This window comes from Streptomyces sp. NPDC031365 (assembly GCF_055569765.1).
On record NZ_JBVIIM010000015.1, the window covers coordinates 77881 to 92104 of the forward strand.

Consider the following 14224-nt stretch of genomic DNA (forward strand, 5'->3'; position numbering starts at 1 on the left):
ACGATGGAAATCTATCGAAACTCGATAGATGAAGCAAATGGCCGGGCACCCTCCCCCGGGCTACCGGGCGGGCACCGTCAGGTCGCCCCGCCGGGGCGAGGCGAAGCCCTCCAGATCCGCACGGGTCAGGCCTGCCGCCCGGGCGACCTCGCCGCTGCCCAGGGCCCCGCAGTCCAGACCGCGCAGGAGGTGTCCGGAGAGGGCCCTGGCGGTGGCGGGCTCGTCCATGACGTCACCGCCGGCCCGCCCGGCGTACCGGGCGAGGCGGGCGGCGGCCCGCTCGAAGCCCTCCCGGTAGAAGGCGAAGACGGCCGCGTACCGGGTGGGGAGGTGGCCGGGGTGCATGTCCCAGCCCTGGTAGTAGGCGCGGGCGAGGGCGCGGCGCGTGAGTCCGTAGTGCAGGCGCCAGGCGTCGTGGACCTTTTCGGTGGGCCCGACGGGCAGGACGTTGGTGGAGCCGTCGGAGAGGCGCACGCCGGTGCCCGCGGCGGCGACCTGCATGACGGCCTTGGCGTGATCGGCGGCCGGGTGGTCGCTCGACTGGTGCGCGGCGGAGACGCCGAGGCAGGCGCTGTAGTCGAAGGTCCCGTAGTGCAGCCCGGTGGCACGGCCCTCGGCGGCCTGGATCATCCGGGCGACGGCGGCGGTGCCGTCACTGGCGAGGATGGACTGGCTGGTCTCGATCTGGATCTCGAAGCCGATCCGGCCGGGTGCCAGACGGTGCGTCTCCTCGAAGGCGCCGAGAAGGCGGGCCATGGCGGTGACCTGCTCGGGATAGGTGACCTTGGGCAGAGTCAGGGCCAGCCCCTCGGGCAGACCTCCGGCCTCCATCAGGCCGGTGAGGAAGATGTCGAGGGTGCGCATGCCCCGGTCACGTACGGCGGCCTCCATGCACTTCATGCGGATGCCCATGTACGGGGCCGCGGTACCGGCCGCGTACATCCTGGCGATCAGCCGGGCGGCGCGGGCCGCGGTCTGGTCCTCCTCGGCCCCGGGACGGTTTCCGTAACCGTCCTCGAAGTCGACACGCAGGTCTTCCACCGGCTCGCGTTCCAGTTTGGCGCGGACGCGGCCGTACACGTCCTCGGCCAGCGCGTCGTCCAGCCCGAGGACCGCGGCGAAGGACGCGGCATCGGGGGCGTGCTCGTCGAGTGCCGCGAGGGCCCGGTCGCCCCAGGTGCGGAGGGTGTCCTCGGCGAAGGCGTCGGCGGGAACGTAGACGGTGTGGACGGGCTGGCGGGTGCCGGGGTCTCCGGGGTAGCGGCGCTCCAGTTCGGCGTCGACCGTGGCGAGGGAGGCGTCGATCTCCTCGGTGACGGCGCCCGCGAGGCTCGTCGCCACCCGCTCCTGCTGCTCCTGACCCATCCCGTACCCTCCCATGGTTCCGCGATGCAGAATCAACAATCCGCATGATGAAGTTATCGAGCGGCCTTTTCGGCGGTCAACACCGTGTCGTGAGCCGGCCCGCTCCACCCGCTCGCCATGCACACGTCCATCTGGCCCCGTTTGTCCGTGCCGACCCACAGCCGTCTCACACGCCGCCCGGTACCGAAGGGTGCCTCGCCGCCACCGCCGCCCTTCCGCTGTCCAGTACAGCACTGTCCCGCGCCCCGGCCTCGGCGGACGAGCGCGGGGACGAGTTCACGGCGGTCCTCTACGACACCCGGCGGCTCGTGCCGCTGGAGTACGACAACACTTCGGCGGCGCGTTCCGACCCGGTCCACGACACGATGCTGGGCGCCGGGCTCCTCGACACCTGGGACGCGGCCGCCGGGCGCGGGGAGGCGTACGGGACGTTCCACGGGTACCGGCCGCTGGTGCCGGACGGCGCACGCATCGACTGGATCCTGGTGACGCCCGGTGCCGCGGTACACCGGGCGTCGGTGAACACCTTCGCGTCCGGCGGCCGGTTCCCCAGCGACCATCTGCCGGTCCAGGCATCCCTGACCCTGTGACACACCGGGCCTCCCGCGACCGATGCGGTCACGGGAGGCCCGGTCGGGTCCTCGGGTGATCAGCCCTTGCGGGTCTTGATCTCCTCGGTCAGCTGCGGGACCACGTCGAACAGGTCGCCGACGATGCCGTAGTCGACCAGGTCGAAGATCGGGGCCTCGGCGTCCTTGTTGACGGCCACGATGGTCTTCGAGGTCTGCATACCGGCCCGGTGCTGGATCGCGCCGGAGATGCCGGAGGCGATGTACAGCTGCGGCGAGACCGACTTGCCGGTCTGGCCGACCTGGTTGGTGTGCGGGTACCAGCCGGCGTCGACGGCGGCACGCGAGGCACCGACGGCCGCGCCGAGTGAGTCGGCGAGCGCCTCGATGAGTCCGAAGTTCTCCGCGCCGTTGACACCGCGGCCGCCGGAGACCACGATCGCGGCCTCGGTCAGCTCCGGACGGCCGGTCGACTCACGCGGCGTACGGCCGGTGACCCTGGTGCCGGTCGCCGCGTCGGAGAAGGTCACCGACAGGGCCTCGACCGCACCGGCGGCCGGGGCGGCCTCCACGGCGGCCGAGTTCGGCTTCACCGTGATGACCGGGGTGCCCTTGGAGACACGGGACTTGGTGCTGTAGGAAGCGGCGAACACCGACTGGGTGGCCACCGGGCCCTCGTCGCCGGCCTCCAGGTCGACGGCGTCGGTGATGATGCCGGAGCCGAGCCGCAGCGCCAGGCGGGCGGCGATCTCCTTGCCCTCGGCGGAGGAGGACACCAGGACGGCGGCCGGGGAGACGGCCTCGTGGGCGGCCTGGAGGGCGTCCACCTTCGGCACGACCAGGTAGTCGGCGTACTCGGCGGCCTCGTGGGTGAGGACCTTCACCGCGCCGTGCTCGGCGAGCGTGGCGGCGGTGTCGGCGGCGCCGCTGCCCAGCGCGACGGCGACCGGCTCGCCGATGCGGCGGGCCAGGGTCAGCAGCTCCAGGGTCGGCTTGCGGACGGCACCGTCCACGTGGTCGACGTAGACGAGAACTTCAGCCATGGGACTTCTTCTCTCCTGCTTGCGAAGTGTGAGGGGGCGGGACGCCGGTCGAGCCTCTTGGCTCAGATGAACTTCTGGCTCGCGAGGAACTCGGCGAGCTGCTTGCCGCCCTCGCCCTCGTCCTTGACGATCGTGCCCGCGGTGCGGGCCGGACGCTCGGCCGCGGCGTCGACCGTGGTGTAGGCGTTCTCCAGGCCGACCTCGTCCTCGTCGATGTCGAGGTCGGAGAGGTCCCAGGACTGAACCGGCTTCTTCTTGGCCGCCATGATGCCCTTGAAGGACGGGTAACGAGCCTCGCCCGACTGGTCGGTGACCGACACGACCGCGGGGAGGGAGGCCTCGAGCTGCTCGGAGGCGGCGTCGCCGTCACGGCGGCCCTTGACCGTGCCGTCCTCGACGGACACCTCGGACAGCAGGGTCACCTGCGGCACGCCCAGGCGCTCGGCGAGCAGCGCCGGTACGACGCCCATGGTGCCGTCCGTGGAGGCCATGCCGGAGATGACCAGGTCGTAGCCGGCCTTCTCGACGGCCTTGGCCAGGACCAGGGAGGTGCCGATGGCGTCGGTGCCGTGCAGGTCGTCGTCCTCGACGTGGATCGCCTTGTCGGCGCCCATGGACAGCGCCTTGCGCAGCGCGTCCTTGGCGTCCTCCGGGCCCACCGTCAAAACGGTGATCTCCACGTCGTCGTCGGAGTTCTCCGAGATCTGCAGCGCCTGCTCGACCGCGTACTCGTCCAGTTCGGAGAGCAGACCGTCCACATCGTCACGGTCGACGGTCAGGTCATCGGCGAAGTGCCGGTCGCCAGTGGCGTCGGGCACGTACTTCACAGTGACAACGATCCTCAAGCTCACGCCGGCTCTCCTACTGCATCGTCATTTCTGGCTGCCTGCCTGCAGGCAGCATAGGCGCCTGAAGGGGGCGATCCCGGTCGGGGCGACCCGCGCTCCGAACGAAATATTACTCGTCAGTACACCCAGTTCCTTCCCGCTAAGCAAGCGCTTTGAACTGTGACCTTCGCAACGCAGCGTAACCGGAACTCGACGGGTCCGCGACCAGGAGCGACCCCGCCTCAGTCACGCAGTCCGTTGAAACGCCCCTGGTGGTAGAGGAGCGGACGGCCGTGGCCCGAGGGATCGCCCAGCAGCACCTCGGCGACCACGATCCGGTGGTCGCCGGCGGGCACCCGCGCCACCACCTTGCACACCATCCAGGCCGGCACGTCGTCCAGCACGGGGACGCCCTCGGGCCCTTCCCGCCAGGCGGTGGCGGGACCGAAGCGGTCGGCGCCCCTGCGCGCGAAGGTCGCCGCCAGCTCCTGCTGGTGCTCCCCGAGGACGTGCACGCCGACGTGGTCGCTCGTCGCGATCACGGGCCAACTGGAGCTCCCCGCGCCGACCCCGAAGGACAGCATCGGCGGCTCGGCGGAGACGGAGGCGAGCGACGTGGCGGTGAAGCCGACCGGGCCGCGACGGCCGCTCGCAGTGATCACGGCGACGCCCGCCGCGTGCCTGCGGAAGACGGAGCGCAACAGGTCGGGCGAGGCGGGCCGGGCGGTACCGAGGCCGGACGTGGCCGTCATGAAACTGTCCTTCTGCGAGAGGTGGCGAGCGGGTTCGCGGCTGCTCACCGGCCCGGTCGGCGCACCTGCGCGGCGCGGGCGGCCGCCGGACGGCCGGGTACCCGTCGGGGGCGAAGGAGTTCCGAAGGCATGGAGCCAGGCTGACGACGTGTGGCATGCACAGTCAAGTCGGTCCCGTGATGTGGGAGATGCCTCACCGTGGTCCCGAAGGCCCTCACACCGCCTCCCCGAGCGCCGCGACCACATCCGCCTTGCGCGGCTGTCCGGTCGCTCGCCGCACGATCCGGCCTCCCGCATCGAGGACCAGCACCGTCGGGGTCTTCACGATCTCCAGCCGGCGCACGAGGTCCAGATGGGCCTCGGCGTCGATCTCCACATGCGCCACGCCCGGGACCAGATCGGCGACCTCGCCGAGCACCCGCCGGGTCGCCCGGCAGGGCGCGCAGAAGGCGCTGGAGAACTGCACAAGGGTGGCGCGCTCCCCCGGCCTGATTCCCAGCGCCGCCCAGGTCTCCGCGTCCACCCGGAGCCCTCCCTCGTCGTCCCGGCCTCGCACTCGCCCTCCCCCGCCATAAGCCCACTGTCAACCGTCACCAGCGTCCCCAGCGCCTCGAACATTCCCGGGCGTCGCACAAAGACCAGGTGGATCAAGGGGTGGACGTGACGAGAATCTCGCCGCCGACGGGCACCAGGGCTGGTTCACCAGCCGTTCTTGGGGCACCATCTGCGACAAGCCGTAAAACCTACGGCTGCGTAACTTCGACTGGGAGCCTCCCACCCCAGGCAGAGAAGGAAGGGTTCCTACCCGCCCATGGCAGAACTTGTCTACCGGCCCGTCGTCGGCTTCGCCCGCACCCTGTTCAAGGCGTGGGACCTCAAGATCGACTGCCAGGGTTCGGAGAACATCCCGCGCTCGGGCGGCGCCGTGCTGGTGAGCAATCACATCAGCTATCTGGACTTCGTCTTCGACGGGCTGGCGGCGCTTCCCCAGAAGCGCCTGGTGCGCTTCATGGCGAAGGAGTCGGTCTTCCGTCACCGTGTCTCCGGTCCGCTGATGCGCGGCATGAAGCACATCCCGGTGGACCGCAAGCAGGGCGAGGCGGCGTACGAGCACGCGCTGCGGTCCCTGCGGTCGGGTGAAATCGTGGGTGTCTTCCCGGAGGCGACGATCTCGCAGTCGTTCACGCTGAAGAGCTTCAAGTCGGGTGCCGCGCGTATGGCGCAGGAAGCGGGCGTGCCGCTGATCCCGATGGCGGTGTGGGGTACGCAGCGGTTGTGGACCAAGGGCCAACCGCGCAACTTCAAGCGCAGCCACATCCCCATCACCATCCGCGTGGGTGAGGCGATCGAAGCATCCAAGGACAAGTACGCGGGAGCGATCACCCGTCAGCTGCGCGAGCGCGTGCAGGAGTTGCTGGAAGCGGCGCAGCGCGCGTACCCGGTGCGGCCCAAGGGCCCGGACGACACGTGGTGGATGCCGGCCCACCTCGGCGGTACGGCCCCGACCCCGGAGCAGGTCCGCCGGGCCGAGGCACACTGACACCCGTCGCCCCCGGTGCCACGCGCTGTCGACCGGGGTCCTGCCCGTGACGGCGAGCCGGCGTATTCGCACGCCGGCTCCGTTTGCCGGCAACGCGTCGAGAGAATCCGGCGAGCGCCTCGGACGAGTCGCGGGTGCGGAGCGGCTGGGAGCCGAACGCCGTGTGGAACGCGCACCGGGCCACCAAGTGCCGTGGGTGAAACAGGGCGCGAGGGCACACCTCGCCGTGACACGGCCGGGTGCGGAGAACACGGTCCGCCGTGTCCTCAGAGCGCGGTGGGCAGGGTGCGCCACAGATGGGGTCGGTCACAAGCGGCCTGGAGGGCGCCCAGCACGGCGGGATGAGGTCGTGCATACAGGACTGGATAGTCCATTTCGCCGGACCCCTGATCGGGCGTGAAGGCCAGCCGCTCACCCTCCAGCGAGAACCGGGCGTCCACTCCGGGTTTGTTGCCGCGGGGGTCCTGGCGGTGCCAGGCGCCATGGAACCGCACGGCGACCAGACCGTGGACGACTCCGAGGTTCTGGTAGCAGAGCGCGGTCGGGATGTCCTCGGCACGCAGCAGCGCGGCCAGCGCGTGGGCCTTGGCATAGCAGATGCCGGTGCGCCGTTCCAGGACGTCGGAGGCGCGCCAGGTGACACGGAGATCACCGGAGTCCTGTGAATGCGGGACGGCGTCACGCACATACTCGAAGGCCACCCGCGCATACTCATACGAGTTGGCCACACCTGCGGCGAGCCGCGCGGCTGTCTCGCGGACCAGCGGATGGTGATGGTCGATCGCCTCGTCGGCGGCCAGATACGCGGAGAGGTCCGGGGTTTCCTGGATCATCTGCATGACGTCACAGCATAGGTAAGCGGCCGACCGACAGTCAATGAATTTCCGATTGACCGCATACCTATGCACACCCTGCTAGCGGGCCATCTCCTCCTTGAGCGCCGCCACGAAGGTGTCCACGTCGTCCTCGGTGGTGTCGAAGGCGCACATCCAGCGGACGTCGCCCGCTGCCTCGTCCCAGAAGTAGAAGCGGAACCGCTTCTGCAGACGCTCGCTCACCTCGTGCGGCAGCCGCGCGAAGACGGCGTTGGACTGCACCGGGTAGAGGGTCTCCACGCCGTGGACGGCGCGTACGCCCTCGGCCAGGCGCTGGGCCATCTCGTTCGCGTGCCGGGCGTTGCGCAGCCACAGGTCCCGGGACAGCAGTGCCTCCAGCTGCACGGACACGAAGCGCATCTTCGACGCCAGCTGCATGGACAGCTTGCGCAGGTGCTTCATGTGCCGGATGCCGTCCGGGTTCAGCACCACGACCGCCTCGCCGAACAGGGCCCCGTTCTTGGTTCCGCCCAGTGAGAGGAGGTCGACCCCGACCGCGTTGGTGAAGGTGCGCAGCGGCACGTTCAGCGTGGCGGCGGCGTTGGCCAGCCGGGAGCCGTCGACGTGCACCTTCATGCCGTGCGCGTGGGCATGGTCGCAGATGGCGCGGATCTCGTCCGGCGTGTAGACCGTGCCCAGCTCGGTGGTCTGGGCTATGGAGACCACCTGCGGCATCGCCCGGTGCTCGTCGTCCCAGCCGTACGCCTGCCGGTCGATCAGCTCGGGGGTGAGCTTTCCGTCCGGGGTGGGAACGGTGAGCAGCTTGAGGCCGCCGACCCGCTCCGGTGCGCCGCCCTCGTCCACGTTGATGTGGGCGCTCTCGGCGCAGATCACCGCGCCCCAGCGGTCGACGACCGCCTGGAGCGCGACGACGTTGGCGCCGGTGCCGTTGAACACCGGGAACGCCTCGGCCGTGGGGCCGAAGTGGCTGCGGATCACCTGCTGCAGGTTCTCCGTGTACGCGTCCTCGCCGTACGCGACCTGGTGCCCGCCGTTGGCCACCGCCAGGGCGGCGAGCACCTCCGGGTGGGCCCCGGCGTAGTTGTCGCTGGCGAAACCCCGGACGTCCGGGTCGTGATGACGACGCGCGTCGGTCCTGGGTGGGTTCACGGCTTCTCGGTCAGCCACAGACGGTTTCCGTTCACTTCCGCGGCGGGCTTGTCCCAGACTCCGACGATGGCCTCGGCCAGGTCCTTGACGTCCGTGAAGCCCGCGAACTTCGCGTTGGGGCGGTCGGCGCGCATCGCGTCGTGCACCAACGCCTTCACCACCAGGATCGCAGCCGCCGATGTGGGCCCCTGCTCGCCCCCGGCCTTGCGGAAGTAGTCGCCCATGGCCAGCGTCCACGCCTCGGCGGCGGCCTTGGCGGAGGCGTACGCGGCGTTACCCGCGGTGGGTTTGCTCGCGCCGGCCGCGCTGATCAGCAGGTACCGGCCGCGGTCGCTGCGCTGGAGCGCCTCGTGGAAGGCGAGGGTGGTGTGCTGCACGGTACGCACCAGCAGCAGTTCCAGGAAGTCCCAGTCGTCCAGGCTGGTCTTGGTGAAGGTCTCGCTGCCGCGCCAGCCGCCGACAAGGTGGACCAGGCCGTCGACCCGGCCGAACTCCTTCTCGACCCGGGCGGCCCACTCGCGTGTGGAGCCCAGGTCGAGCAGGTCCACCGTCTCACCGGTGACGGTCGCGCCGCCGTGCGCGTAACGCGCCGCGTCGACCGCCTCCGCCAGCCGCTCCGGGTCGTTGTCCGAACCGATGACGACCGCGCCGGCCTCGGCCAGCCTGAGCAGCGCCGCACGTCCCGCGGGTCCTCCCGCGCCGGCCACCGCGATCACCGCACCGTCGAGCGCCCCGTTCCCCATGATCCTCGCCTCCTGAGCAGTGTTGTGAACGGGATCGCTCACGCGGCGACCCGCTCGGCGCCGTCCGCCGTGATGCCCCTGGTCGCGGCGATCACGTTCTTCAGCTTCTTGGACAGTGCCTCATAGAACATGCTCAGCGGAAACTCGTCCGGAAGCACGTCATCCACGAGTTTCCGCGGCGGCAGCGTCAGGTCGAGGGCGTCGGGACCCTTGGCCCACTTGGAGCCCGGGTGCGGGGAGAGATAGGTGGAGACGAGCTCGTACCCGGCGAACCAGTGGACGAGCTTGGGGCGGTCGATGCCGTCGCGGTACAGCCTCTCGATCTCGGCGCACAGCTGGTTGGTGACCTGCGGGGCGCGCTCCCAGTCGATGGTGAGCTGGTTGTCGGTCCAGCGGACGACATCGTGCTTGTGCAGGTAGGCGAACAGCAGCTGGCCGCCGAGACCGTCGTAGTTGCGCATCCGCTCACCGGTGACCGGGAAGCGGAACATCCTGTCGAACAGCACCGCGACCTGCACGTCACGGGCCTGCGGGATGCCGTCGTCAGCGAGCTTCACGGCCTCCTTGAAGGCGGTGAGGTCGCAGCGCAGCTCCTCCAGGCCGTACATCCAGAACGGCTGGCGCTGCTTGATCATGAACGGGTCGAACGGCAGGTCGCCGTGGCTGTGGGTGCGGTCGTGAACCATGTCCCACAGCACGAACGCCTCTTCGCAGCGCTTCTGGTCGTGCACCATGGCGGCGACGTCCTCGGGCAGCCTGAGACCCAGGATGTCGACGGCGGCCTCGGTGACGCGGCGGAAGCGCGCGGCCTCGCGGTCGCAGAAGATGCCGCCCCAGGTGAAGCGCTCGGGGGCCTCCCGCACGGCGATGGTCTCGGGGAAGAGGACCGCGGAGTTGGTGTCGTATCCCGCGGTGAAGTCCTCGAAGGTGATGCCGCAGAACAGCGGGTTGTCGTAGCGGGTGCGCTCCAGCTCGGCCAGCCAGTCGGGCCAGACCATGCGCAGCACGACCGCCTCGAGGTTGCGGTCGGGGTTGCCGTTCTGCGTGTACATCGGGAAGACGACCAGGTGCTGGAGGCCGTCCTCACGGGCCGCGGCGGGCTGGAACGCCAGCAGCGAGTCGAGGAAGTCGGGCACCTCGAAACCGCCCTCGGCCCAGCGGCCCAGGTCCTTGGCCAGCGCCTCGTGGTAGGCACTGTCGTGCGGGAGCAGCGCGGAGAGCTCCTCGACGGCGCCGACCACGGTCCGCACCGCACTCTCGGCATCGGCGCGGTCCGGGGCGCCGTCGGCCTCGAAGTCGATCGACCCGTCCTTGGACTGCCAGGGCCGGATCCGCTCCACGGCATCCTTGAGCACGGGCCATGCCGGGTGCTCGATCACCCTGGTCACCGAAGGAACCCGCCCCTCCGTACCCACCTGCACAAGAATTTCCGTCATTTCCCATCCTTCACAGGAGAACCTCACGTGAGAAGACCGTATACATAGGCGGTTTCTCCCAGCAAGGGGCACCTCCGCAAATCATCCTGCCTCGCCCCCAACCTCACCGCATTATTTCCTGTGTGACACCCCACTGGCCGACGCTGTGTGCAATCGATGTTCAGCCTCTGGACGCGGCGGGCACAGGCGATACGGTCCAGGAGGGCCGTAGGGACGCGGCCCCCCGCCGCCGTCGACGGAAGCGAGTCGTCTCTTGAACTTCCTCACCATCGGTCACCGCGGAGTCATGGGTGTCGAGCCCGAGAACACCCTCCGGTCCTTCGCCGCCGCCCAGGATGCGGGCCTCGACGTCATCGAGCTCGATCTGCATCTGAGCAAGGACGGCGCGCTCGTCGTCATGCACGACACCGAAGTGGACCGCACGACGGACGGCACGGGCGCCATCGCGGACAAGACACTTGCCGAACTGCGTGCCCTGGACGCGGGGCGCGGCGAGCGCGTGCCCCTCTTCGACGAGGTCCTGGACGCCGTCCGGGCCCCGCTCCAGGCCGAGATCAAGGACGTACGGGCAGCCAGGGCACTGGCCGAGGTGATGAACGAACGGGGACTGGCCGGCCGGGTCCAGGTCTCGTCGTTCCACGACGATGCGGTCATCGAGATCGCCCGGCTGGTGCCCGGCGTGCGCACGGCCCTCGTCGCCAGCCGTTACGGCACCGATGTCGTGGACCGAGCCGTCACGGCCGGCGCCTCGACCGTCTGCCTCAACATCCGCCGGCTCACCCTGGAGATCGTGGAGCGGGCACGGAAGGCCGACCTGGCCGTCTACGGCTGGGTGGTCAACACCCAGGACCACCTCAGGCTGGTCCGCGCCCTGGGGCTCGACGGGGCGACCACCGACTACCCGGAGATCAAACGCACCGGCCGCTTCACCGCGTGACCGGCCCGGTGCCTGACGACGGTCGGGCCAGTTCCTTGACCAACAGCTCGAACTGCAGATCGTCACGCTGGGGGATACCGAAGCGTTCGTCGCCGTACGGGAAGGGCGTCATCCGTCCCGTACGGCGGTAGCCTCGCCGCTCGTACCAGGCGATCAGGTCCTCGCGTACCGAGATCACCGTCATGTGCATCTCGTCCACACCCCAGGTCTCGCGGACCTGACGCTCCGCCTCCATGATGATCGTTCTGCCGAGCCCCGCGCCCTGGACGGCGGGGCTGACGGCGAACATGCCGAAGTAGGCGTGGGCGCCACGGTGTTCGAGCTGGCAGCAGGCGACGATCCGGCCCTCGCGCTCCACCGTCAGCAGCCGGCTGTCCGGCGACTTGATGATCTCCAGCACCCCTTCCGGGTCGGTCCGCTGCCCCTGGAGGATGTCCGCCTCGGTGGTCCACCCGGCCCGGCTGGCGTCTCCCCGGTACGCCGACTCGATCAGCGCGACGAGCGCGTCCACATCGGCGTCGGTGGCGTCGCGGAAGGTCGGTTCGGTGTCGGTGGCGGATTCCATGGGCTGGTCCCCTGATTCGTGTGCGTCGCTTTCGGCGTGGCCAGGACGGGGACGAGACTAACCCGGCCACTACGCTCGGCCGCATGGTGCATGTACTGAGCAGCCGTGTCCTGCTCCGCCCCACCGACCCCGACCGCTCCCGCGCGTTCTACGGCGAACAGCTGGGCCTCGCCGTCCACCGCGAGTTCGGTACGGGCCCGGAGCGCGGCACCGTCTACTTCCTCGGCGGCGGCTTCCTGGAACTCTCCGGACGCTCGGACGCCTCCTCGCCGGCCTCCCCGGATGTGCGGCTGTGGCTCCAGGTCGAGAACGTCACGGCGGTGCACGAGGAACTGGTGGCCGAGGGGGTCGGGGTCGTCCGTCCTCCGGTGGAGGAGCCATGGGGTCTGATCGAGATGTGGATCGAGGATCCGGACGGGACACCGATCGTCCTGGTCGAGGTCCCGGGCGGCCATCCGCTGCGGTACCGGCCGGGAATCTGAGGGCGGCGGTCAGTCCGGGCGGTGCTCCCAGCCCCGGTCGGTGCGGGTCAGCTCGCGGAAGCCGGCGCCGGGTGAGACGGCCGAGCGCGGTCCGGTCGGTCTCCGGCTCACAGGCGACCAGGCGGTCGACGCGACACAGACGGAGCCAGTCGGCGGCGTGCGCGAGCAGACGGTGCTCGAGACCGGTGTCGTGGGCGACGGGGTCGAGGTGCAGATTGCCGATGTCCGCCAGGCCGGCGGCCCGCGCGAGGCGTTCGGGGCGGGCCAGTGCCGTGTCGATCTCGATGAAGCCGTGGGCGTTTCGGTCCGCGTACACCGTGAAGCGTGTACCACACTCCCCCAGGGTGCGCTCGACGGTGATGTCCTCGCCCGGCTCGTCGCGCGGCAGGTCGGCCACCCGGGCCAGGAGGACCACCTCCGTGTCCCCGACGTGCCGGAAGCCGGCGGCCTCGTAGACCGCGCGGATGTGCGGCCAGTTCCGGGGCAGGCCGTACACGACGGGGGCGGGCAGGGATCCGTCGGCGTAGCGGATGCGGACGTTCCAACGAGTGAGCAGGGCCAGGCACGCCCGCATCAGGGTGTGCCCGGCGTCCACGACGTCCGGGAGGAACGACGTCGGCGGCCGGCAGACGAACCAGTCGATCCCGCCCGCGTTCCGGTAGTGTTCGCCGACCTCGGAATCGGCGCGATAGCGCAGCATATGGGCGCCGGCGACGACGTGTCCGCGCCGCTCGGCGACGAGCGTCGCCCGCTCGGCCACCCACGGGTCCGTGATGAACTCGTCGGGTTGACGCTCCAGGTCGGCCAGGACGGTGTTCACGGAGACGGAGACGCCGGGGACGACGGCCGCGACATGCGCGTTGACCAGATCGGTGAGCTGATCGCGGTCGGTGCGGCGGAAGGGACGTACGGCGAGTGCGGGCACGGGGTACCTCCAGGCGGGGTGAAGGAGCCGGTGGCCGCCACGCGGTGCGGTACGGAGCGAGGGTACGGCCCGGCTTCAGGTCCGCGCCAGCCGCTTTCGCGCCGGATGGCCGGGGCCGGGCGCCGGGCTTAGCGTGCTGGAGGACGGAAGGAGTGTCATGAGACTGTCCGCGCCGGTGACCGGGGGGCCCTGCTGGGCCGAGCTGGGGACCACCGACCTGCAGTCCGCGAAACGGTTCTACACGCGGCTGTTCGGCTGGCGCCCCGAAACGGATCAGCGCCGGGAGGCGGGCGGCTACACGGTCGCGTACCTCGATGAGGCGCCGGTGGCCGCGCTGGCGCCGCTGTACCAGGAGTCGCAGCCGGTGGCCTGGAACGTGTCGTTCGCGGTGACCGACTCCGACGCCACCCTTCGCGCGGTGCGCGCGGCGGGCGGGCAGCCGCTGCTCGGCTCCATGGACGTGTTCGACATGGGCCGTTTCGCGGTGGCCGCCGATCCCACCGGCGCCGTGTTCCAGCTGTGGCAGGCGGGCACCTTCCGGGGCGCAGGAGCGTTCAACGTGCCAGGGTCACTGGGCTGGGTCGAGCTGCTGACCCGCGCGCCCCGGCAGGCCGTGGCCTTTTACACCACCGTGTTCGGCTGGAGCGTGGAGCCGTCGCTCCGTTACCCCCAGTGGGGCATCGACGGCGCCGACTTCGGGGGCATGGTGACGATGGACGACAAGTTCCCGCACGAGGTGCCGACACACTGGCTGCCGTACTTCGCCGTCGACGACGTGGACGCCGCCGTGGTGACGGCCACCGCGGTGGAGGGCACGGTGCTGATGGAGCCCGTCTCGCACCCGGAGGGTCCGCGCATCGCGGTGCTCCGGGATCCCCAGGGCGCGATGTTCGGCGTGTACCGGGCGGCGGACGAGAAGTAGCCACCCACAACGGCCCGGCGTGCCGTCAGGCGCGCAGTGCCGTCAGGCGCGCAGTGCCGTCAGGCGCGCAGTGCCGTCAGGCGCGCAGTGCCGTCAGGCGCGCAGTGCCGTCAGGCGCGCAGTGCCGTCAGGC

The 14224-nt window shown here is 70.3% G+C and carries 14 protein-coding genes and 1 pseudogene; 5 read left to right on the forward strand and 10 right to left on the reverse strand.

All coding sequences use genetic code 11. The features are described from left to right. Positions 1–60 precede the first annotated feature (60 nt). Positions 61–1365, reverse strand: a complete 1305-nt coding sequence (locus ACZ5C2_RS22260) for a DUF6986 family protein (RefSeq protein WP_468793553.1) — start codon at positions 1363–1365, stop codon at positions 61–63. A 353-nt stretch (positions 1366–1718) separates the two neighbouring features. On the opposite strand from ACZ5C2_RS22260, the pseudogene ACZ5C2_RS22265 reads away from it, so the two are divergent. Beyond that, positions 1719–1955 (forward strand): annotated as a pseudogene (locus ACZ5C2_RS22265) (endonuclease/exonuclease/phosphatase family protein); the annotation flags it as partial. Positions 1956–2014: 59 nt separating this feature from the next. Here ACZ5C2_RS22265 and ACZ5C2_RS22270 read toward each other — a convergent pair. The 4 genes from ACZ5C2_RS22270 to ACZ5C2_RS22285 all read right to left on the reverse strand — a co-directional run bounded on the left by ACZ5C2_RS22270 (position 2015) and on the right by ACZ5C2_RS22285 (position 5112). Continuing rightward, a complete protein-coding gene (locus ACZ5C2_RS22270) occupies positions 2015–2977 on the reverse strand; it encodes an electron transfer flavoprotein subunit alpha/FixB family protein (RefSeq protein WP_468793556.1) in 963 nt (320 codons plus the stop codon). Between the two features lie 62 nt (positions 2978–3039). Then, positions 3040–3828 carry an electron transfer flavoprotein subunit beta/FixA family protein gene (locus ACZ5C2_RS22275; protein ID WP_468793559.1) on the reverse strand — a complete coding sequence of 263 codons (789 nt, stop codon included), beginning with the start codon at positions 3826–3828 and terminating at the stop codon, positions 3040–3042. Positions 3829–4046: 218 nt separating this feature from the next. Beyond that, on the reverse strand, positions 4047–4556 hold the full coding sequence (locus tag ACZ5C2_RS22280) for a flavin reductase family protein (RefSeq protein ID WP_468793561.1): 510 nt from the start codon (positions 4554–4556) through the stop codon (positions 4047–4049). Between the two features lie 214 nt (positions 4557–4770). Then, positions 4771–5112: a thioredoxin family protein gene (locus ACZ5C2_RS22285; protein WP_468793564.1), complete on the reverse strand. Its 342-nt coding sequence runs from the start codon at positions 5110–5112 to the stop codon at positions 4771–4773. Positions 5113–5367: 255 nt separating this feature from the next. Between ACZ5C2_RS22285 and ACZ5C2_RS22290 the strand changes: the two genes are divergently transcribed. Beyond that, positions 5368–6096 (forward strand): lysophospholipid acyltransferase family protein, encoded by a 729-nt coding sequence (locus ACZ5C2_RS22290; protein WP_468793567.1) that lies wholly within the window; start codon positions 5368–5370, stop codon positions 6094–6096. Positions 6097–6362: 266 nt separating this feature from the next. Here ACZ5C2_RS22290 and ACZ5C2_RS22295 read toward each other — a convergent pair whose 3' ends face one another. From ACZ5C2_RS22295 to ACZ5C2_RS22310, 4 genes are all read right to left on the reverse strand, one after another. After that, positions 6363–6935, reverse strand: a complete 573-nt coding sequence (locus ACZ5C2_RS22295; protein ID WP_468793570.1) for a transglutaminase domain-containing protein — start codon at positions 6933–6935, stop codon at positions 6363–6365. A 75-nt stretch (positions 6936–7010) separates the two neighbouring features. Continuing rightward, entirely contained in the window at positions 7011–8081 is a 1071-nt protein-coding gene (locus ACZ5C2_RS22300) for a threonine aldolase family protein (RefSeq protein WP_468793573.1), read from the reverse strand. Continuing rightward, entirely contained in the window at positions 8078–8824 is a 747-nt protein-coding gene (locus tag ACZ5C2_RS22305; RefSeq protein ID WP_468793576.1) for an SDR family NAD(P)-dependent oxidoreductase, read from the reverse strand. The genes ACZ5C2_RS22300 and ACZ5C2_RS22305 overlap by 4 nt, the downstream gene beginning before the upstream one ends. Positions 8825–8862: 38 nt before the next feature. Next, entirely contained in the window at positions 8863–10260 is a 1398-nt protein-coding gene (locus tag ACZ5C2_RS22310) for a DUF6421 family protein (protein WP_468793579.1), read from the reverse strand. Between the two features lie 253 nt (positions 10261–10513). Here ACZ5C2_RS22310 and ACZ5C2_RS22315 point away from each other — a divergent pair, with 253 nt between their 5' ends. Beyond that, complete coding sequence (locus tag ACZ5C2_RS22315; RefSeq protein WP_468793582.1) at positions 10514–11197, forward strand: glycerophosphodiester phosphodiesterase; 684 nt, start codon at positions 10514–10516, stop codon at positions 11195–11197. On the opposite strand, the gene ACZ5C2_RS22320 is transcribed toward ACZ5C2_RS22315, so the two are convergent. Continuing rightward, on the reverse strand, positions 11187–11762 hold the full coding sequence (locus ACZ5C2_RS22320; protein WP_468793585.1) for a GNAT family N-acetyltransferase: 576 nt from the start codon (positions 11760–11762) through the stop codon (positions 11187–11189). The two genes, ACZ5C2_RS22315 and ACZ5C2_RS22320, sit on opposite strands and share 11 nt — an antisense overlap. Before the next feature lie 83 nt (positions 11763–11845). On the opposite strand from ACZ5C2_RS22320, the gene ACZ5C2_RS22325 reads away from it, so the two are divergent. After that, positions 11846–12244 (forward strand): VOC family protein, encoded by a 399-nt coding sequence (locus tag ACZ5C2_RS22325; protein ID WP_468793588.1) that lies wholly within the window; start codon positions 11846–11848, stop codon positions 12242–12244. 1082 nt (positions 12245–13326) lie between these two features. Then, positions 13327–14091 (forward strand): VOC family protein, encoded by a 765-nt coding sequence (locus ACZ5C2_RS22330; protein WP_468793590.1) that lies wholly within the window; start codon positions 13327–13329, stop codon positions 14089–14091. The last annotated feature ends 133 nt before the right edge of the window (positions 14092–14224 follow it).